General features: G+C 67.7%; 20 protein-coding genes. 12 read left to right on the top strand and 8 right to left on the bottom strand.

Features of this window, described 5'->3' with window-relative positions:
- Nucleotide 1 precedes the first annotated feature (1 nt).
- The 3 genes from AB0M15_RS01650 to AB0M15_RS01640 form a co-directional block, all read right to left on the bottom strand.
- Complete coding sequence (locus tag AB0M15_RS01650) at nt 2-1237, bottom strand: Nramp family divalent metal transporter (RefSeq protein ID WP_363812850.1); 1236 nt, start codon at nt 1235-1237, stop codon at nt 2-4.
- 90 nt (nt 1238-1327) lie between these two features.
- Complete coding sequence (locus AB0M15_RS01645; protein ID WP_363812848.1) at nt 1328-2089, bottom strand: hypothetical protein; 762 nt, start codon at nt 2087-2089, stop codon at nt 1328-1330.
- A 60-nt stretch (nt 2090-2149) separates the two neighbouring features.
- On the bottom strand, nt 2150-2770 hold the full coding sequence (locus AB0M15_RS01640; protein ID WP_363812846.1) for an SIMPL domain-containing protein: 621 nt from the start codon (nt 2768-2770) through the stop codon (nt 2150-2152).
- Between the two features lie 27 nt (nt 2771-2797).
- On the opposite strand from AB0M15_RS01640, the gene AB0M15_RS01635 reads away from it, so the two are divergent.
- Nucleotides 2798-3739: a DUF6454 family protein gene (locus tag AB0M15_RS01635; protein WP_363812844.1), complete on the top strand. Its 942-nt coding sequence runs from the start codon at nt 2798-2800 to the stop codon at nt 3737-3739.
- On the opposite strand, the gene AB0M15_RS01630 is transcribed toward AB0M15_RS01635, so the two are convergent.
- The 3 genes from AB0M15_RS01630 to AB0M15_RS01620 all read right to left on the bottom strand — a co-directional run bounded on the left by AB0M15_RS01630 (nt 3732) and on the right by AB0M15_RS01620 (nt 6399).
- Nucleotides 3732-5195, bottom strand: coding sequence for a restriction endonuclease (locus AB0M15_RS01630; protein ID WP_363812842.1), 1464 nt, complete (start codon nt 5193-5195; stop codon nt 3732-3734). The two genes, AB0M15_RS01635 and AB0M15_RS01630, sit on opposite strands and share 8 nt — an antisense overlap.
- 161 nt (nt 5196-5356) lie before the next feature.
- Nucleotides 5357-5734: a HEPN domain-containing protein gene (locus tag AB0M15_RS01625; protein ID WP_363812840.1), complete on the bottom strand. Its 378-nt coding sequence runs from the start codon at nt 5732-5734 to the stop codon at nt 5357-5359.
- Nucleotides 5734-6399, bottom strand: a complete 666-nt coding sequence (locus tag AB0M15_RS01620) for a nucleotidyltransferase domain-containing protein (RefSeq protein WP_363812838.1) — start codon at nt 6397-6399, stop codon at nt 5734-5736. The genes AB0M15_RS01625 and AB0M15_RS01620 overlap by 1 nt, the downstream gene beginning before the upstream one ends.
- Before the next feature lie 91 nt (nt 6400-6490).
- Here AB0M15_RS01620 and AB0M15_RS01615 point away from each other — a divergent pair, with 91 nt between their 5' ends.
- Nucleotides 6491-8113, top strand: coding sequence for an AMP-binding protein (locus tag AB0M15_RS01615; protein ID WP_363812836.1), 1623 nt, complete (start codon nt 6491-6493; stop codon nt 8111-8113).
- Here AB0M15_RS01615 and AB0M15_RS01610 read toward each other — a convergent pair.
- Complete coding sequence (locus AB0M15_RS01610) at nt 8049-9218, bottom strand: MFS transporter (RefSeq protein WP_363812834.1); 1170 nt, start codon at nt 9216-9218, stop codon at nt 8049-8051. The genes AB0M15_RS01615 and AB0M15_RS01610 overlap by 65 nt on opposite strands.
- Before the next feature lie 38 nt (nt 9219-9256).
- Here AB0M15_RS01610 and AB0M15_RS01605 point away from each other — a divergent pair, with 38 nt between their 5' ends.
- The 10 genes from AB0M15_RS01605 (at nt 9257) to AB0M15_RS01560 (ending at nt 18492) form a co-directional block, all read left to right on the top strand.
- Nucleotides 9257-9694 carry a helix-turn-helix domain-containing protein gene (locus AB0M15_RS01605; RefSeq protein ID WP_363812832.1) on the top strand — a complete coding sequence of 146 codons (438 nt, stop codon included), beginning with the start codon at nt 9257-9259 and terminating at the stop codon, nt 9692-9694.
- 160 nt (nt 9695-9854) lie between these two features.
- Nucleotides 9855-11150 carry an MSMEG_0569 family flavin-dependent oxidoreductase gene (locus AB0M15_RS01600; protein ID WP_363812830.1) on the top strand — a complete coding sequence of 432 codons (1296 nt, stop codon included), beginning with the start codon at nt 9855-9857 and terminating at the stop codon, nt 11148-11150.
- 10 nt (nt 11151-11160) lie between these two features.
- A complete protein-coding gene (locus tag AB0M15_RS01595; RefSeq protein WP_363812828.1) occupies nt 11161-11979 on the top strand; it encodes an amidohydrolase family protein in 819 nt (272 codons plus the stop codon).
- Between the two features lie 15 nt (nt 11980-11994).
- On the top strand, nt 11995-12516 hold the full coding sequence (locus tag AB0M15_RS01590; RefSeq protein ID WP_132190819.1) for an MSMEG_0572/Sll0783 family nitrogen starvation response protein: 522 nt from the start codon (nt 11995-11997) through the stop codon (nt 12514-12516).
- A gap of 42 nt (nt 12517-12558) precedes the next feature.
- Entirely contained in the window at nt 12559-13632 is a 1074-nt protein-coding gene (locus AB0M15_RS01585; protein ID WP_363812826.1) for an MSMEG_0568 family radical SAM protein, read from the top strand.
- A complete protein-coding gene (locus AB0M15_RS01580) occupies nt 13629-15104 on the top strand; it encodes an MSMEG_0567/sll0787 family protein (protein ID WP_363812824.1) in 1476 nt (491 codons plus the stop codon). The genes AB0M15_RS01585 and AB0M15_RS01580 overlap by 4 nt, the downstream gene beginning before the upstream one ends.
- Nucleotides 15101-15940: a carbon-nitrogen hydrolase family protein gene (locus AB0M15_RS01575; RefSeq protein WP_363812822.1), complete on the top strand. Its 840-nt coding sequence runs from the start codon at nt 15101-15103 to the stop codon at nt 15938-15940. The genes AB0M15_RS01580 and AB0M15_RS01575 overlap by 4 nt, the downstream gene beginning before the upstream one ends.
- Before the next feature lie 34 nt (nt 15941-15974).
- Complete coding sequence (locus AB0M15_RS01570; protein ID WP_363812820.1) at nt 15975-16790, top strand: carbon-nitrogen hydrolase family protein; 816 nt, start codon at nt 15975-15977, stop codon at nt 16788-16790.
- Nucleotides 16790-17854, top strand: coding sequence for an MSMEG_0565 family glycosyltransferase (locus tag AB0M15_RS01565; RefSeq protein WP_363812818.1), 1065 nt, complete (start codon nt 16790-16792; stop codon nt 17852-17854). The genes AB0M15_RS01570 and AB0M15_RS01565 overlap by 1 nt, the downstream gene beginning before the upstream one ends.
- A 23-nt stretch (nt 17855-17877) precedes the next feature.
- Nucleotides 17878-18492 carry a hypothetical protein gene (locus tag AB0M15_RS01560; protein WP_363812816.1) on the top strand — a complete coding sequence of 205 codons (615 nt, stop codon included), beginning with the start codon at nt 17878-17880 and terminating at the stop codon, nt 18490-18492.
- On the opposite strand, the gene AB0M15_RS01555 is transcribed toward AB0M15_RS01560, so the two are convergent.
- The gene (locus tag AB0M15_RS01555; RefSeq protein ID WP_363812814.1) at nt 18489-18962 is read right to left on the bottom strand and encodes a GtrA family protein; all 474 of its coding nucleotides are present in this window, start codon (nt 18960-18962) and stop codon (nt 18489-18491) included. The two genes, AB0M15_RS01560 and AB0M15_RS01555, sit on opposite strands and share 4 nt — an antisense overlap.
- Nucleotides 18963-18981 lie beyond the last annotated feature (19 nt).

Raw genomic sequence — 18981 nt, 5'->3', positions numbered from 1 at the left:
TTCACCCGCGCAGCGTGAGCACGATCAGTACGACGTTGAGGGCCGTGACGGCGGTTGCTACCAGGCATGCCAGGAGAGTAGTCGGCAACCGGTTGACAAGCTCACCCATGACGCGCCGGGAAGCTGTGAGCCGTACCAAAGGCCACAGCGCGCACGGGATGCCGAAGCTCAGCACGACCTGCGAGACGACCAGCGCGCGGCTGGGGTCGATCCCGATCGCCAGGATGATCAGCGCCGGGGCCAGCGTGATCAGCCGCCGCGTCGCCAGCGGTACGTGCCGCTTCCAGAACCCTTCGAGAATGACCGAGCCCGCGTACGTACCGACCGAGGACGATGCGAAGCCCGACGCGAGCAGTGCGAGCGCGAACAACAGCGCCGCCGTATGACCGAGCCGATCGCCGATCGCGGCGTGGGCGGCGTCGAGCGAGTCGGCCCCGGTGCCCTTCAGCGCGGCGGCCGCGAGCACGACCATCGCCAGGTTGACCGCGCCGGCCAGCGCCATCGCGACCGCGACATCCATGCGAGTGGCGCGCAGTACCCGCTGCTTGCCCTTCGCGGACCGGATCGACTTCCAGTGCCGGTCCGTGACGAGGGCCCCGTGCAACCAGATCGCGTGCGGCATCACTGTCGCGCCGAGCATGCCGGCGGCGAGGACGATCGACTGGGTGCCGTCCAGGCGCGGTACCAAACCGCCCACGACGCCCGACGCGGATGGATGCGACTGGAACGTCGACACCACGAACCCGACCAGTACCACCGCCAGCAACCCGACGATCGCCGCCTCGAACGGCCGCTGCCCGCGTTTCGACTGATAGATCAGCAAGGAGAACGAGACCGCGCCGGTGATCACGCCGCCGAGCAGCAACGGGATCCCGAACAGCAGGTTGAGCGCGATCGCGCCGCCGACCACCTCGGCCAGGTCGGTCGCGACCGCCACCAGCTCGGCCTGCGCCCACAACCCGGACGAGGTGGATCGCTTGAAATGCTCCCGGCACAGCTGCGGCAGGGTCAGCCCGGTCGCGATGCTCGCCTTGGCCGCGAGGTACTGCACCAGCACGGCCATCAGGTTCGCGCCGACCACGACCCAGCAGAGCAGATACCCGTAGGTCGCGCCGGCCGCGATGTTCGTCGCGAAGTTGCCCGGATCGACGTACGCCACCGCCGCCACGAAGGCGGGACCGAGCAGCAACAGACCCGAACGATTCAGTTGTCGCCTGAGCGGAGCCGGTGCGTACATGGCTCGACCTTAGGTACCGGACCCCGTTCCGTCATCTGCGCAAGCGTAGGAGAGTCGTCTCAATCTGAGACGGCCCCAGCCAGGTACGGATCAGGTCCCGGTCTTGGGGGCGCCGAGCACCTTGATTGCCTTCGCGGCGGCGTCGCCGAGTGCTCCGTCCAGGACGTCGGGCGCGTCGAAGCTCATCGCGAGCACGACATCACCGATCCCGGTGAAGGCGAACAGCACCTCGAAGCCGTCCAGCGGACCGCCGCTCGCCACGAACCGGCCGCCGACCGGGCCGGTGCCCGCCTTGGGCACTGAGATCTCGCTGACCTGGACGGTCGAGCTGCCGGTGCCGGGGACGGTCAGCTTCGCCGACTTGCAGGACCTGATCGCCGTCCTGGTGCGGTTGAGCAGCGCGGTCGCCGCGGCGGGCGAGCCCATCGCATCCAGTTCCTCGTCGAAGAACGGGCCCTGCTGGCCGCCGGTGTACGTGCGGGTCGCGACGACTTTCGCGCCGGGCGGGGTCTCGGCATTGAAGAGCAGTACCAGGTCCTTGCAGCGGGCATCGGTCGACGACAGCTTGGTGTCGTCTGCCTCGTCGGGGGAGTTGTCGATCGAGAAGCCCGACGGGAGATCCGGCAGCTCCAGGAGTGCCTTGGTCAGCTCCGCCTTGGTCCGCGGCGCCGGGACCGGGACCGACTGGGTGACCGAGGGGGTCGTCGGTGCCGGCGTGGTGCTCGGCGGCGGGGTCGAGGAGGTGGTGGTGCTCGGCGACGTGGTCGCCTTGTCGGAGCTGCCGTTGCAGGCCGCCAGCGACGTCGCAAGCCCAGCGGCAAGAGCGAGCGACAGGAGGGTTCGAGTGTTCACCAGGGTCACCGTATGCCCTGCCGGCCGCTCCGGCGCCACTTTGCAGCTTTTTGCAACGTGTCAGGCCCAGTTCCAGCGGACGTCGAGGGAGATCTGGATGGTCTGCTCGCCAGGCGTGATGGTCAGGGCCGAGTCGTAGGCGCCGGAGGCCTTGGAGACACTGAGGGCCATCGGGATCGGGCCGTGGCCGTAGGTTTCGGTGACGGCGGCGATGGAGCCGAGGGACTGGCCGGCCAGCTCGGCCAGTTGAGCGGCCTTCTCGCGCGCCTGGGCGAAGGCGAGCTGCCGGGCCTGGTCCATCAGCGGCTGCTTCTCGGCGACGTCGAAGTTCAGCCCGTCCATCCCGAGATCGTTGCCTACCGCATCGACTGCGGCGTTCAGCAGGTCGCCGAAGCCGGTCAGGTTCCTGGTCGTCACGGTGATCGAGTGCGACGCGCGATAACTCGCTACCGCCATCGAGTCCTTGTACTGGGGGTACACGTTGACCGTGCTGGTCTCGATGTCCAACGCCTCGACCCCCTGCGCACTCAACGCAGCATGAACAGCATCGGTCTTCTCGGCTACTTGGGCGACAGCAGCCGCCACATCGGCCGCATCATGACCGACACTCAGAGTCAGCCGCAGTAGATCCGCCGGCGCAGTAACCTGCCCGGTTCCGGTAACCGTGATCCCAGTGTCCATACGGGCCAGTCTGACAGGAGAACCGTGATGCGCAGGAAGACATTGATGGCAAGCGTGTTGGCCGGGGTGCTGGTGGCCGGGTTGTCGGTCGTCGGCGCCGACGCCGCCGGGCGTGATGACAAGGTTGCTCGCGCTTTCGAGGCGACGACGCGGAGTACCGCGTGGACGCAGGTCGCGCGGATCCCCTTGAAGTTCCCGACGTACCACCCGCAGGGGTTCGCGCTGGTGGGCGACCTGATCTACCTGTCGAGTGTCGAGGTGCTGGAGGCGCCGGTGCCGTATCCGGTGCCGGTGGACGGGTACGACCGGACGCCGGGCAAGGGGATCGGGCATGTCTTCGTGCTGGACCGCCAGGGCAACCTGTTGAAGGACATCCGGGTCGGGGAGGGCACGGCGTACCACCCGGGCGGGATCGACTACGACGGCGAGAACGTGTGGGTGCCGGCGGCGGAGTACCGGCCGAACTCGCGGGGGATCGTCTACAAGATCAACCCCCGGACGTACCGGGTGACTGAGCAGTTCCGGGTGAAGGACCATGTCGGTGGGGTCGTGCGAGACCGGCGTACCGGGCTGGTGCACGGGGTGAGCTGGGGGTCGCGGACGTTGTATGCGTGGACTCCCGCCGGCAAGCAGGTGGACGCGCAGCCGAACCAGAGCCACCTGCTGGACTACCAGGACTGCGATTACGTCGGTCGGAGCAAGCAGCTGTGTGGCGGGGTCACTGGGCTCAAGACCCCGACCGGTGGCAACTTCGAGCTCGGTGGGCTGGCACTGCTCGACCTGAACGACGACAACCGGATCCTGCACGAGATCCCGTTCCCGGCGTACTCCACGGCCGGGCACTCGGTCACGCGCAACCCGGTCGCGCTGGAGGTCGACGGGTCCAAGCTGCGGCTCGTCACGGCACCGGACGACGGCGAGGGCGCAACCGGTACTGAGCTACTGATCTACGAGTCCCCGATTAGCTAGCGCGCGGGACGATCCGGGCAGGGATGTCGTGCTGATGGCAGAGGGCAAGCAGGCCGGTGCCGTCGATCAGCTGCAGTGGCTTCCCGTTGGCGAACTGGTAGCTGGACGGGCCGAAGCCACTGGTGGTGATCAGGATGCCCTTGGTGGCTCCGGCGTCCAGCACGGTTCCGAAGAGGTCCCGTACGGCCGATGGCGGGACGGTACGCGTGTAGAGCTTGGCCTGTACGACGAACTTGCCGCCGGTGATCGGTCGTGGATCGTAGGCGACGCAATCGATGCCACCGTCGTTGCCACTACGGAACAACCGCGTCTCCAACCCCATCCGGGTCAGCAGGTTGTGCACCAGATGCTCGAACTCGTCAGGGGTGAGCTCCAGCAGGTTCGGCCGGCTGTCGATCTCGCTGATGACGTCGATGGGCCGGATCGTGCGCGGGTCGGCCAGGTCGAAGTCCAGGACCGGTTCGACCGGCTGTAGTTCCTCTGGGTGGCGCGAGACCTCTGCGGCGAAGTAATGGCGGACGCAGGCAACTGGGTCGAGCTGGTCGAGTACCAGGGCTTCGAACTGCTCGCGGGTGGCCCTGAGGGTGATGAGGCACGGGCGGACGGTCTGGCCGGTGGGGAGGTCCACGGACTCGACCATGCCGTTGAACACCACGGTGTCGATGACGTTGTAGCGGTCGCTGCCGAAGACCACGTGCAGGGCCCGCAAGGCCAACTGGGCAACGAGTTGCTGGTACAGGAGTCGCACTTGCTTCTCCGGTCGGGGCACAGCGACTACCGCGTCTGCCTCACGGTCGTAGCGGTACGACGCCTCAGCCGGTACGACGCTGAGGTCGGGGAGGTCCCACTCGACGGCCAGCAGCGTCGACTCGGGCACGTAGCCGACCCTGCGCCGGCGGGGGAAGTCTGGCGGCTCGGTGACCCGTTCGAGGGCCTTCCGGAAGTACCGGGTGACCGCCTCCCGGTCGTGGTTCTCGACCGCGCGCTGGTAGGCGTCGATGCGGGCGTGCTGCTCCTCGGTCGCCTCGTCCAGCCGGCGCTGCTGCTCGGCCTGCTCCCTGACGGCCCGCGCTACCCGCTCACGCCGGGAATCCTCGGCCGCGCGGTGCCGGTCGATGGCCTCCGCGAACCGGTCCTCGGCCTCGGCCAGCCGCCGCGCGTACCGGCGTTCGGTGCCCCACCAGCGGAACCGCCCCAGCCGCGGGGGCACGAACGCGTCCCAGACAGGTCCGGGACGCGCCGCGAGATCAGCCGCCGGGACGGTCGGCGGGGCCCGCCGGGGTGCCCGCTTCAGCGTCTGCAGATCGGTGCCATGGACATCGATCGCCAACGCGCTCGCCAGGATCCCGCCCAGTTCCAGGACGCGCTCCTCCACCGCAGCGGTACGTTGTGCCGCCTCGGCGGTACGCCCGGGCGGCCGGTCGCTGCGGGCGTGACCTTCAGCGGTTCGGCCCATCGCCTCACACCTCTCCCCACCAAGGTAACCGCCCCACCACGCTCCGCGACCGAAATGACGGAGAGTTGGCAAGGACATTGCTTGCCGTCCACCCCTTGTTTCCTCCTGCACCTGCACCTGCAAACGCACCGTGTCCAAGGGATCCGGCGCCCGGCCGGGTACTAACTCTGCGCGACTTTCTGGGCGCTCTCGAGCAGCCTGGTCGCCCAATCCACGCTCTTGCTCGCATCCGCCGCACAGATCGACTCGGCCTGGTACTGCGATTTCGACTTGAGCCTGAGCAGCCGCGAGAACGTCGAGCTGATCTCCCGCCCTACCGGACCGGCCGACTTCAACTCCGCAACAGCTTCGGTGTGGTTGTCCCCCTTCCGGGTCCGGCCGGTCAACGTCAGGCAGATCGCATCCTTCGAGTTGATGCCCGAGGTGACCGCGTTGGACGCGGCAGCGTTGAAGAGCTCCAGGTCGTTGGTGAGCTCTGCCGCTTCGAGGAATTCCCGGGCTTTGGTGAGGTGGGCCCGGGCTTCGTCCAGTGCCGTCATCAAGCTGTCTTTCGGTTGAGGGTTTGCTGGGGGGAGGAGCCGGCGACGGGGACGGCGTCGCGGCGGAGTTCGGTGACGAGGCGTTCGCGGCGGCGGATCAGACGCTGCAGATCAGTGCTGCTGTACTCGACGATCTCGCACGGGTTGCCGGACCAGCGGGTGGCCAGGTCGGCGAGGGTTTCGAGCTGTGCCAGCCAGCGCGGATCCGAGTCGGAGACGTCGTCCGGACGCACCACCAGGACATCGACGTCACTGTCGGGCCCACCTTGTCGTCGGGAGGCGGAGCCGAACAACCAGACAGAAGCAGCCGGCACCTCCCAGTTCTGCGCCTCGGCCTGGAGCCGGCTGATGAAACGGTCTCGAAGGTTCGCCAGCTCGATGATCGCGGGAGCCGCGACATGTTCCCGGTTCAACGTATAGAGCTTTGCGCGCCCGGCGGGCTCGGCGAGGACGACGCCGTTGCGGACCAGTTCGTCGAGCACTCGCTGAACCCCGCTCACGCTCGAGGGAGGAGTCAGCAGTCCGCCGACAGCGCGGCCGGTCAGTGGTTGTTCGGTTCTGGCGAGCACACTCAACACCCGGCCATGGAGACCGGGAGCGACTGCCGAGATCGGGTTCGAGAACTGCATGCTGATCACCTTCCTGATGACCACTATAGCGGTCATATGTCCACTTTATCGGTCATATGACCGATAAAGTGGACACACCGATTCGTGTCGCCTTGTCGTTGGTGGGGTGTGGGGTGACGATGGCTGGATGAGTCTGCCTTCGTATGCGTCCGGGGTGTCTTCGGTTCCGTTGCTGGGGGAAACGATCGGGCAGAACCTGAGACGGACGGTTGCGGAGTATGGGGACCGGGAGGCGTTGGTCGAGGTCGTCAGTGGGCGGCGGTGGACGTATGCGTCGTTCGGGGCTGAGGTCGATGAGTTTGCCCGGGGGTTGATGGGGCGTGGGATCGCGAAGGGGGACCGGGTCGGGATCTGGGCGCCGAACTGTGCTGAGTGGACGATCACGCAGTACGCGACGGCGGCGATCGGGGCGATTCTGGTCAACATCAATCCGGCGTACCGGACGCATGAGCTGGCTTATGCGCTGAATCAGTCGGGGGTGAAGCTGCTGATCTCGGCGACCGAGTTCAAGACGAGTGACTATCGGACGATGGTCAGTGAAGTGCGGCCGGACTGTGCGGCGCTGGAGGATGTCGTCTACATCGGTACGCCGGACTGGGACGCGGTCGTCTCGGCGGCCACGGAGGTCAGCCAGGAGCAGCTGGACGAGCGCGCCGACGAGTTGAGTTTCGACGACGCGATCAACATCCAGTACACGTCGGGGACGACCGGCTTCCCGAAGGGCGCCACCCTCAGCCATCACAACATCCTCAACAACGGGTACTTCGTCACCGAGACGATCGGCTTCGGGCCGGACGACCGGCTCTGCATCCCGGTGCCGTTCTACCACTGCTTCGGCATGGTGATGGCGAATCTCGGCTGCACGACGCACGGTTCCTGCATGGTGATTCCGGGGCCGGCATTCGACCCGGCGGCGACGCTGAAGGCGGTTCAGGACGAGCGGTGCACGGGGCTGTACGGCGTACCGACGATGTTCATCGCCGAGCTCGGGCTGCCCGACTTCGGCTCGTACGATCTGAGCAGCCTGAGAACGGGCGTGATGGCCGGCTCGCCCTGCCCGATCGAGGTGATGAAGCGTTGCGTCGCCGACATGCACATGGCCGAGGTGGCGATCTGCTACGGGATGACCGAGACGTCGCCGGTGTCCACGCAGACCAGGCGCGACGACGATCTGGATCGGCGGACGTCGACGGTCGGCCGGGTGATGCCGCACGTCGAGGTGAAGCTGGTCGATCCGGCGACCGGTCTGGTCGTACCGCGCGGTGAACCGGGCGAGCTGTGCACCCGTGGGTACTCCGTGATGCTGGGCTACTGGGACGACCCGGAGAAGACCGCCGAGGCGATCGACCAGGCGCGCTGGATGCATACCGGTGATCTCGCCGAGATGCGCGAGGACGGCTACGTCAACATCGTCGGCAGGATCAAGGACATGGTGATCCGCGGCGGCGAGAACGTGTACCCGCGGGAGATCGAGGAGTTCCTTTACACCCACCCCGATATCGCGGACGTGCAGGTGATCGGCGTACCGGACGACCGGTACGGCGAGGAGCTGTGCGCCTGGATCAAGCTCAAGGACGGGGCTCCCGCGCTGGACGCCGCCGGGGTGAAGGAGTTCGCCACCGGCAAGCTCGCGCACTACAAGATCCCGCGCTACGTCCTGCTGGTCGACGAGTTCCCGATGACCGTCACCGGGAAGATCCGGAAGATAGAGATGCGCGAGAAGTCGCTCGGCCTGCTCGGACTGAAGTAGCCAGCGCGCCCAGACTGAAGGTTGCCCCTAGCAAGCAAACCGCGGTCCAGCCGGCTGCTTCGTACAGGGCGGTCGAGAGGATCGCGCCGAGCGCGCTGCCGATCGAGTAGAAGATCATGTAGCCGGCGATCAGGCGACTGGCCGCTTCGGGGCGCAGATCGATGATGCGGCTCTGGTTGCTGACATGGATGGCCTGTACCGCGAGGTCGAGCGCGATCATGCCGAACGCCAACGGCCAAAGGGAGTGTGGCGTCCAGACGATCAGGAGCCAACTTGCTGCCAGTAGCACCGAGGCGGCTGTCGTCACCAGCTGGCCGCGGCCCTGATCGTTGAGCCGCCCGGCAGGCCCCGCGGCGATCGCACCGACCGCCGCGATCAGGCCGAAGGCGCCGATCTGGGTGTGGGACAGGGATTGCTCGGTGAGTGGGAGAACGATCGAACTCCACAACGTGTTGAAGGCGGCGAAGATGAAGAAGGCCATCAGGGCGCGGGCTCGGAACACCGGCTCCTGCAGCCAGAGTGTGATTGTCGAGCGCAGCAGCGCCGGGTAGGAGAGCGCCGCCCGCGGTTGGGGTGCGGCCTTGAAGAGGGTCAGGGCGAGCAGCAGGCTCAGGCCGCAGGAGATGAGGTAGACCGAACGCCAGCCGGCTAGGTCGGTCAGTGCGCCTGACGTCGTACGGGCGAGGAGGATGCCGATCACCACGCCGCTGGTGACTGTGCCGACTGCTCGTCCTCGCTCGGCCGGTGCGCTGAGCGAGGCGGCGAAGGCGACCAGGGATTGGGTGACTACGGCTAGCAGGCCGACCGCGGCGAGACCGATCAGCAGCATGGCGGCGTTGCGGGCGATGCCGACGAGGAGGAGGGCCGCGGCCAGTACGACGAATTGCGCCCGGATGAGTTTGCGGCGATCGACGAGGTCGCCGAGGGGGACGAGGAAGAAGAGTCCCAGGCCGTAGCCGAGTTGGGTGACGGTGACGAAGACGCCGACCGTGCCGGGGGAGATGCCGAGGTCCGTGCCCAGCGTGGCCAGCAGGGGCTGCGCGAAGTACACGTTGGCGACCGCGACGCCGGCGGCGACGGCGAGGAACAGCCTCTGAGGTTGCATGTTGAAACCGTAAGGCGAAGTGGTAGCATTTTGCAACCATGGTGAAGCGAACGAGTTTCGGCGACGCGGATTGCCCGGTTGCGCGGTCCGTCGACGCGGTCGGCGACTGGTGGTCGCTGCTGATCGTGCGGGACGCGTTCGACGGGAGCCGCCGGTTCGGCGAGTTCCAGCGCAGCCTAGGCGTCGCGAAGAACATCCTCAGCGCGCGGCTCAAAGCGCTGACCGACAACGGCATCCTCGAGCTGGTCCCGGCCGGCGCGCACAACGAGTACGTCCTGACCGCCAAGGGCGAAGCGCTCTTCCCGGTGATCGTCGCACTGCGCCAATGGGGCGAGGCGTTCTCCTTCGAACCAGGCGAGCCACACTCCGAGCTGCTGGACACTCGAGACGGCAAACCACTGCGCCCGTTGGAGATCCATGCCACCGACGGGCGGATCATCACGCCGGCGGAGACCGAGGTCCGCAAGCTCGCGTGATCGCGGCGCGCACGGCCGGCTGCTGAGAGATCGTGGTTACCCACGCGAAACGTGCGGGGGTGATTCGGAAACCGGAGTTTGTTCCGGGGGCAATCGGGTGGCAATCGGGCGGTTCTTCACTGGATGACATCCAGGCCGCACCGAATCCCCGGGAGCCGACATGCCGCAGGTCAGTCTTCGTGAGGGCGCTCACTACCCGGTGGTCGTCGTCGGCGGTGGCCAGGCGGGTCTGGCGACCAGTTGGCAGCTGACTTCCCGCGGCCTCGATCACGTCGTACTGGAGGCCGACCGCGTCGGCAGTGAGTGGCGCAACCGCCGGTGGGACTCGTTCTGCCTGGTCACCCCCAACTGGCAGTGCAGGCTCCCCGGTCTCCCGTACTCCGGACCCGACAGCGACGGCTTCATGCTCCGCGACGAGATCGTGGCCTACCTGGAGTCGTATGCGGACTCCTTCGACGTACCGCTGGCCGAGGGTGTGCGAGCGACGGGCCTGGAGCAGACGGCGCAGGGCTTCCGACTTTCCACCGACTCAGCCACCGTGACGGCTGACCAGGTAGTCCTGGCGACCGGTCCTTACCAGCGGCCGAAGATCCCGCGTCTCGCTGATCGGCTGCCGGGTGGGTTGCAGCAGCTGCACTCTTCGGAGTACCGGAATCCGGAGCAGCTCGAGGCCGGCGAGGTTCTGGTGGTCGGTACCGGTCAGTCGGGCTGTCAGATCGCCGAGGATCTCCATCTGGCCGGTCGGCAGGTCCATCTGGTGACGGGCTCGGCGCCGCGGGTCGCACGGTTCTACCGCGGCCGCGATGTTGTCGCCTGGCTGGACGAGATGGGCTACTACGCCAAGGGGATCGACGAGTTCGACGACGTCGACGCCGTACGGTTCCGGGTCAACCACTACGTCACCGGCCGCGACGGCGGGCGCGACATCGATCTGCGCCGGTTCGCTTTGGAGGGTATGCAGCTCTACGGCCGGCTGGTCGACGTCGACGGCGGCATGCTGCGGCTGAAGGACGATCTCCGCGCCAACCTCGATCACGCCGACGCGGTCTCCGAAGGCATCAAGGACTCGATTGACGCCTTCATCGCCGCCCGCGGCATCGAGGCGCCCGAGGAAGCGCGCTATCAGGCGGTGTGGGAGCCGGTCGCAGAGCCCGAAAGCCTAAGTTTACAAGGGATCAGCGCCGTTGTCTGGAGCACCGGTTTTACCCGCGACGACGGCTGGATCCGAGTCCCGGTCTTCGACGGCCGCGGCTACCCGACCCATCACCGCGGCGTGACGAGCGTCCCCGGCCTGTATTTCGTCGGCCTGCCGTGGCAGTACACCTGGGGCTCCGGCCGCTTCGGCGGGGTCGCCGACGACGCGGCTTACCTGGCCGAGCAGATCGTCCAGCGCCGGATGCAGACCGGCGTCCGCTGGATCGCCGGCCTGCCGCGCTCCCAGAAGACGGTTGCGTAGGGCAATAGACATGTCGACAAACGACGCTCACCGGCATCTCGGTGTCCTCCCGGCCTACCCTTTCTACGGCGGCCCACCGGTCAACCCCGACCTCACCGCCCGCGCCACCATCGACGAGTTGCTCGCGGATCTCGACGCCGAGGGCACCGAACGCGCAGTGGTGATCCCCAACTACGGCGTACCGGACGTTGCGGTCTCCTTCGGCTTCAACGAGCTAGTCGTCGAGGCGGCGGCTCGCGACGACCGGATCCGGGCCGGCTTGTGGGTCTCGCCGCGACCGCAGGACGCCGAACTGACGGCCAAGGCGCTGACGCTGGCGACTGAACCCGGCGTACGGGCACTGAAGTTGAGCTTCCTGCTCGGCGGGCATCCGGCCGACGAGGAGGTCCGGCCGCAGCTGGACGAGATCTTCAAGACAGCAAGGCGAAACGGCCTCGTCGTCCACGTCCACACCTCTCCCGGCGCCGCGTCCGACATCGACCACATCGGTTTGCTGGTCGAGACCTACGCCGATCAGGTACCGCTGCATCTGGTCCACTTCGGCGGCGGGATGAGCGGGCACATCAAGCTGATCGGTTCGCGCTTCTTCGACTGGATCGAGGCCGGCAAGCGCGTCTACACCGATCTGTCCTGGGCGATCGGCTTCGCCCCGGCCTGGCTGGCCGCCGAGATCGAGCGGCGCGGCATCGGCCACGACCGGGTGCTGTTCGCCAGCGACCAGCCCTGGGGCGACCACGCCGGCGAGTACGCCAAGGTCCGCGCCGCGATGGGCGACGGCGAGCTCGGCGACCACGTTTTCCACCACACCTTCAACCATCTCTACGACTGACCCCGAGGAGTAGCAATGCCCGAACTGGCCGAACTGACCGAGCTCGAGACCAAGAGCCTGGAAGAGATCCCGCACCCGTCCCTGCCGCAGGGCTCCAGCATCTACGGCGGTACGAAGGTCTTCCCCGACTACCAGGCCGAGGACGGCGAGACCTACTTCACCCTCGTCCACGGCATCGCGCACGAGTCGTCGGTGAGCTTCGTCGCGATCCTGCAGGCGACCCGGGCACAGCGCAAGGGCTTCGAATCGGCGATCTACTTCTACGGCCCCGGCTCGCTGAACTGCCTGGCGACGCGGGGTTTCCCGACCACCGGCAACTCCGCGTTCCCCGGCGAGCACAACATCAACGAGTCGCTGAAGACCTTCATCGCCGAGGGCGGCAAGGTCTACTGCTGCCGGTTCGGGCTGTCGCTGCACGGGGCGCGCGAGGAGGACCTGATCGAGGGTGTCATCCCGACGCATCCGCTGGACGTCCAGGACGCGCTGATCCACTACGCCCGCAAGGGCGCCATCATCAACTCGACGTACATGTTCTGAGGGGTTGCTCATGCCAGACCGGGGCGGTGGGGTGGGGCAGAGATGAACACAGCTGGCACCGAAGAAGCTTTGGCGGCCCGGGCCGAGATGGCCGTGTACGGCGTACAGGTGGACGCCCCGGTCCGCCGCAGCAAGGGCGCCGGCCCGAGCGACGACGGGCACCTGGTCGTCGACGGTGCCAACGCCACCCTCCCCATCGTTGCTGACAGCCCCTATCAGGTGCGGGACGGCGGGGTTTACCGCAACGGCCTCAGCCTCGGCCTGTCGGTCGAGCCGGTCCGTCGTCCTCACTTCTACGACCTGACGACGGCCGAGGGCATCCCGTACCAGCAGATCGCCTTGCTGCACGGGAAGGACGTCTTGGCCACGACCGTCGTCCAAACCTGCATCCGGTACGACGAATCGACCCGTTGCCGCTTCTGCTCGATCGAGGAGTCCCTGCGCGGTGGCGCAACCGTCGCCGCCAAGACCCCACGCCAGCTGGCCGAGGTGGCCGAGGCCGCCGTCCGTCTCGACGGCATCACGCAGATGGTGATGACCACCGGTACCACCACCGGCCCCGACCGAGGCGCCCGCAACCTGGTCCGCTGCGTCCGAGCCGTCCTCGAAGCCGTCCCCGGCCTACCGATCCAAGTCCAGATCGAACCCCCGGGCGACCTCTCGGTCCTCACCGACCTCCACGACGCCGGCGCCACCTCAATCGGCATCCACGTCGAGTCGTTGGACGACGAGGTCCGCCGCCGCTGGATGCCGGGCAAATCAACGGTCCCCCTGTCCGAGTACAACGCCGCGTGGGACGAGGCCGTCCGAGTCTTCGGCCGCAACCGCGTCTCCACCTACCTCCTGATCGGTATGGGCGAAGACCCCGACGAGTTGGTAGCCGGCGCCGCCGAGCTGATCTCCCGAGGCATCTACCCCTTCGTAGTCCCCCTCCGCCCCATGCTCGGCACCCTCGCTCGTCTAGATGGCGTGCGCCCGCCCGATCCCCAGTTAGTGCGAGACATCACCGCCCGGGTGGCCGCTTTGCTGAAGACGGCCGAGATGCAAGGGGCGGATCAGGGCGCAGGGTGTGCCGCCTGCGGCGCCTGCAGTTTGCTCTCGGCGGCCGGCGCATGAGCAGCGCTGAGGCACTCAGCATGCGGCCGAGCGCGATGGCGGCTGTACCGCCGCAGCTGACCGGGGTCCGGCGGGCCGCTGACGTCCACGCGCTCTTGGGTGATCCGCCTCCGCGCTTTCTGATCGAGCGGGCAGCAGACGCTGAGACGCTGCGGGCCTACTACGCCCTGCGGCACCAGGCGTTCGTCGAGACCCAGGGCTTGTTCGCCGGCAGCGACCGCGACGACCGGGACGACGATCCACGCACCGTCGTCCTCGTCGCCCGGGCGCAGTCCGGGGAGGTGGTCGGAGGTGTCCGGCTGGGCCCGGCAGCAGACGGTCCAGATATCGGCTGGTGGCAGGGTGGCCGCCTGGTAACCGCGTCCGGCGCTCATCGCGCTGGAACTGGTGCGCACCGGGCAGCTGGTGGTGCGGTAGGCGGGGTTGGGGCGGCATTGGTTCGGGCTGCGGCGGCTTGGGCCGAGGCGGCGGGGGTGTTGCGGTTTGAGGCGACTGTGCAGATGGGCACCTACCGGTTCTTTCAGCGGTTGGGGTGGGAGACGGTTCGGCCGGTGGAGGTTGTGGGGAGTCCGCATGTGTTGATGCGGTGGCCGATCGGGCGGGTCCAGCGGTTGGTCGAGGCGACTAAGAGTGAGCTGGGTGAACTGCTGCAGGGGATCGGGCCGGCAGGGTTCGTCGGGGACGACGGAGCGCCGGTGCCGGGGAGTGAGCTCGTGGCTGCTTGCGATGCGATCGTGCCGGCGATGGTGGAGCGGGATCCCGAGTGGGCCGGGTGGTGTTCCGTGCTGGTCAACGTGAACGACCTGGCGGCGATGGGTGCGACGCCGGTGGGGTTGCTCGACTCGATCGGGGCGCGGGACAGTGCGTTTGCGATGCGCATACTGAGCGGGCTGAGGCAGGCTGCGCAGGCTTACGGTGTGCCCGTGCTGGGTGGGCATACGCAGTTCGGCGTACCGGCTGCCTTGAGCGTCACCGCGCTAGGGAAGGCGGAAGAGCCGGTACCTGGGGGAGGCGGCAGTCCGTGGGATGCGGTCAGGTTGACGGCTGATCTCGGGGGCGGGTGGCGGCCGGGCTATGCGGGACGGCAGTGGGATTCGACCAGTCATCGCAGCAGCGAAGAGTTGCAGACGATGGTGAAGGCTGTTCGTAGGGCGAAACCTCAGGCAGCGAAGGACGTCTCGATGGCGGGCATCGTCGGCACGCTGGGCATGCTCGCCGAGGCCAGCGGCTGCGGCGCGATCCTCGATGTCACCGACGTCCCCAAACCAGAAGCGGCGTCGATGGGCGACTGGCTCACCTGCTTCCCAGGCTTTGCGATGTTGACTGCCGGTCCACAGGAGCTCGACGCCGGGCCGGCTGAGAGCCGCGTCTGCGGGCGGCTGACCGAAGGGCAAGGCGTGAGCCTGCGCTGGCCGGATGGCGAGATCACGGAGGTCATCCCTGCCGGGGTGACCGGAATGGGAGTGGCATGACGACCGTGCGGATGGCGGCCGTCGCTGCCAACTTCGACCGTGACCTGGAAGCCGACTTCCAGCGCATCGCGCGGCTGATCGCCGATGCCCGCGCGGCCGGCGTACAGCTTCTCGCTCTCCCGGAAGGTGCCCTCGGCGGTTACCTCCTGAGCCTCGACGGTACGGCCGACTCCCCGCCCGCCTTCGCCCTCGACAGCGACGAGATCTCCAGGTTGTCGAAGCTGGCCGGCGACCTCACCGTCATCGCCGGGTACGCCGAATCCGACGGCGGGCTGATCTACAACAGCGCCGTCTGCGTCAACGGCGACGGCGTCCTCGGCCATCACCGCAAGGTCCACCAACCCCTGCAGGAAGATGCGCACTACGCGGCGGGCGATCGCTTCGAGGCCTTCGACAGTCCGGTCGGCCGGCTGGGCCTGATGATCTGTTACGACAAGGCGTTCCCCGAAGCGGCTCGCACTCTTGCCATGGACGGCGCCCAGATCATCGCCTGCGTCTCCGCCTGGCCGGGCGCCCGGACCAATTCCGATCCGGATCTCGCCAAGGACCGCTGGAAGCGCCGCTTCGACCTGTTCGACCGCGCCCGCGCCCTCGAGAACCAGGTCGTCTGGCTGTCGGCCAACCAGTCCGGCATGTTCGGCGCGCTCCGCTTCGTCGCCAGCGCCAAGATCGTCGACCCTGGCGGCGAGATCATCGCCGACACCGGCATCACCGAAGGCATGGCGATCGCCGAGCTGGATGTCGAGGCGGCGCTGGAGCAGGCTCGCCGGTCGATGGGCCACCTCCGCGACCGCCGCCCGGAGACGTACGGGACGCCCGAGCTAGTACGGACCTGAGGCCGGCCGTGCTGAGGACGGAGCGGAGGGCTGGATGCTGAAGATCGGGGCGGTGGCGGCTGGGTTCACGCGGGATCTGGAGTTCGATCTGGCTCGGGTGGAGCAGTTGATCAGGCACGGGCGGCGCGAGGAGGTACAGCTTCTCGTGTTGCCCGATGCCGCGCTGGGCGGTTATCTCTCCGACCTCAGTCGTTCCGATCACGACGACCTGCCGCCGGCGCTCAAGCTCGATGATCCGTTGATCGCCAAGATCATCGCGATGGCCGGGGAGATGGTCGTCTGCTTCGGGTTCTGCGAGTCCGCCGACGGCAACCGGTACAACACCGCCCTCTGCGTGACCGGCGACGGCGTGCTGGGCCGCCACCGCAAGGTGCACCAACCGCCTGGCGAGCGCGCCGTCTACACGCCCGGCGACCGCTTCGAAGCGTTCGACACCCCGATCGGCCGGCTCGGCCTGATGATCGACTACGACAAGACCTTCCCCGAAGCGGCCCGCGCGCTGGCCGTCGACGGTGCCGACATCATCGGTTGCCTCAATGCGTGGCCGACCAGCATCACCAACCGCGCGCCGCGGATGAACGAGGACCGCCAGTCCCGCCTCTTCGACCTGTACGACCGTTCGCGCGCCGCCGAGAACCAGGTCGTCCTGGTCTCCTCCAACCTGACCGGCTCGATCGGCGGCATGCGTTTCCTCGGCCAGTCGAAGGTGGTCGGCCCCGGCGGCGACATCGTCGCCCGCACCTGGTCGAAGGCCGGGATCGCGATCGCGTCCCTCGACGTACGGGCCGAGATCGAGACGGCGCGCCGCGTCCTGCATCACCTCGACGAGCGCCGCCCGGAGGCCTACTGATGCGCATCGCCCTGCTGAGCTACTCGACCAAGCCCCGCGGTGGCGTCGTCCACACCCTCTCGCTGGCCGAAGCCCTTGCAGCAAAGGGCGCCGACGTCACGGTCTGGTCGCTCGGGCGCGGCGGCGACACCACCTTCTACCGCGCCGTCGATCCGCGCGTCCGGCTCTCGGTGGTCCCGTTCCCGGACCAGCCCGGCGAGGGTGTCGGTGACCGGATCCTGCGCTCGATCGCGGTACTGCGCAACGCCTTCGACCCAACCGCCTACGACATCATCCACGCCCAGGACTGCATCAGCGCGAACGCCGTCGGCCGCTGCATCCGTACCGTCCACCACCTCGACACCTTCACCACCCCCGAGCTGGTCGCCTGCCATGAGCGAGCCATCGTCACGCCTTACGCGCACATCTGCGTCTCCACCGCCGTCGCCGCCGAACTGGCCACCGGATGGGGGCTCGAAGCAACAGTCATCCCGAACGGCGTCGACGCGGCCCGCTTCGCCGCGGCGGCGGCAGATCCCGCCGCACTCGCCCGCCAACGAGAACGCTTCGGCCGGTACATCGTCACCGTCGGCGGCATCGAGCCGCGCAAAGGCTCCTTCGAACTCCTGGAAGCATTTGCTCTGATCAACGACCCGGACCTCTCCCTGGTGATCGCCGGCGGCGAAACCCTCTTCGACTACCGCGACTACCGAGCGTCCTGGGAGAAACGCGCCGCCGAGCTAGGCGTCACCCCGCTCGTCCTGGGCTCGGTCGCCGACCCCGACCTCCCATCCCTGGTCGCCGCCGCCGAAGCCTTCGCTTTCCCTTCCATCAAAGAGGGTTTCGGCCTCGCCCCACTCGAAGCCCTCGCCGCCGGCGTGCCTCTGGTCGTCTCCGACCTCCCCGTCTTCCACGAGATCTTCGGCACCGCCGCCGCGTACGCCGCCACCCCGGCCCAACTAGCCGCCCACCTGACCGCCCCACCCGACCCATCTCGCCGCGCAGCCGGCCAAGCGCTGGCCACCTCTTACACCTGGCAAGCCGCCGCTACCGCCCACCTGGAGTTCTACTTTAAGAATCTCTGAAGGTCGGCCCCGACGATCGAGCCATGCGAACCTCACTCAAGAAAGCAGCCGGCATCGGTGTCCTCGCCGTCTCGATAGTCACGATCGGATCAGTGGCCTCGGCAGCAGCGCCGGAACCGACCATCAACGGCTGCGTCGGCAAGTTGACCGGCCTCCTCCGGGTCGTCGACCCGGCCAAGAACCAGCGCTGCTCGGGCCTCGAGACCCCGATCAGTTGGGCGCAACGCGGCCTGCCGGGAGCGCCAGGCGCGCCCGGGGCTGCTGGAGCGCCCGGTGCGACCGGCGCCCAGGGCCCGCAGGGCCTGCAAGGACCAGCCGGACCTGCCGGGAGCAGCAATGCACTGTGGGCCAGGGTGAAGACCCGGGACAGCGAGGACCACCACAGCTACGTCGCCAGCTTCGTCACCCAGAAGCACGCGATCGGGCTCAGCTACAACCAGCAGAACTCTCACTACCTGGTGCAGTTCGACCGTCCGGTCGATCAGTGCGGAGCACAGGCGACCATCATCAGCAGCAACAACAAACTCGCGATCGTCGACTACCCCGCCGACGCCCCCGACACCATCGACGTCACCCTGTGGATCGACGACTGGAGCTCAGCCCTCCCAGGCGATTTCGTGCTAACGGTCAACTGTTAGGCCTTGCGGAAGACGATCCAGCGCAACGCGCAGTACATGTAGACGCCTTCGCAGGCGCCGGCGATGATCCGGGCGACGTGGTACTCGACACCGAGTGCGCTGAGCCCGGCGCCGGCGCCGAGGATCCAGACGACGTAGTTGACGACCACCACGACGACGTACACCGCCAGCTGTGGACCGACCGCGCCGTGCGAGTGGAAGTTGAGTGCCCGGTTGAGGACGTAGCTCAGCCCGAAGGCGCAGGCATAGGCGATCGTGATCGACAACCACAAGGGCAGCTGGATCCACGACCGGAAGACGGTGAGCAAGCCGAGGTCCACCCCGAAGGTGAACCCGTTGATCACGATGAACCCGAGCAGGCTGGGCGGTACGACCCGCGACAGCCCCCACGGCAGACGGCGCACGATCGCCGCCATGGCCCCACTGAACGACGCGCCACGCTGCTCGGCACGGGTCAGCACCGTTGTCATGCGGCCCAGCCTGCCAGAC

This window comes from Kribbella sp. NPDC051718, from assembly GCF_040681515.1.
Classification (GTDB): domain Bacteria; phylum Actinomycetota; class Actinomycetes; order Propionibacteriales; family Kribbellaceae; genus Kribbella.
Note: the sequence above shows the minus strand (reverse complement) of the source record. Positions and strands in the feature narration are given on the sequence as shown.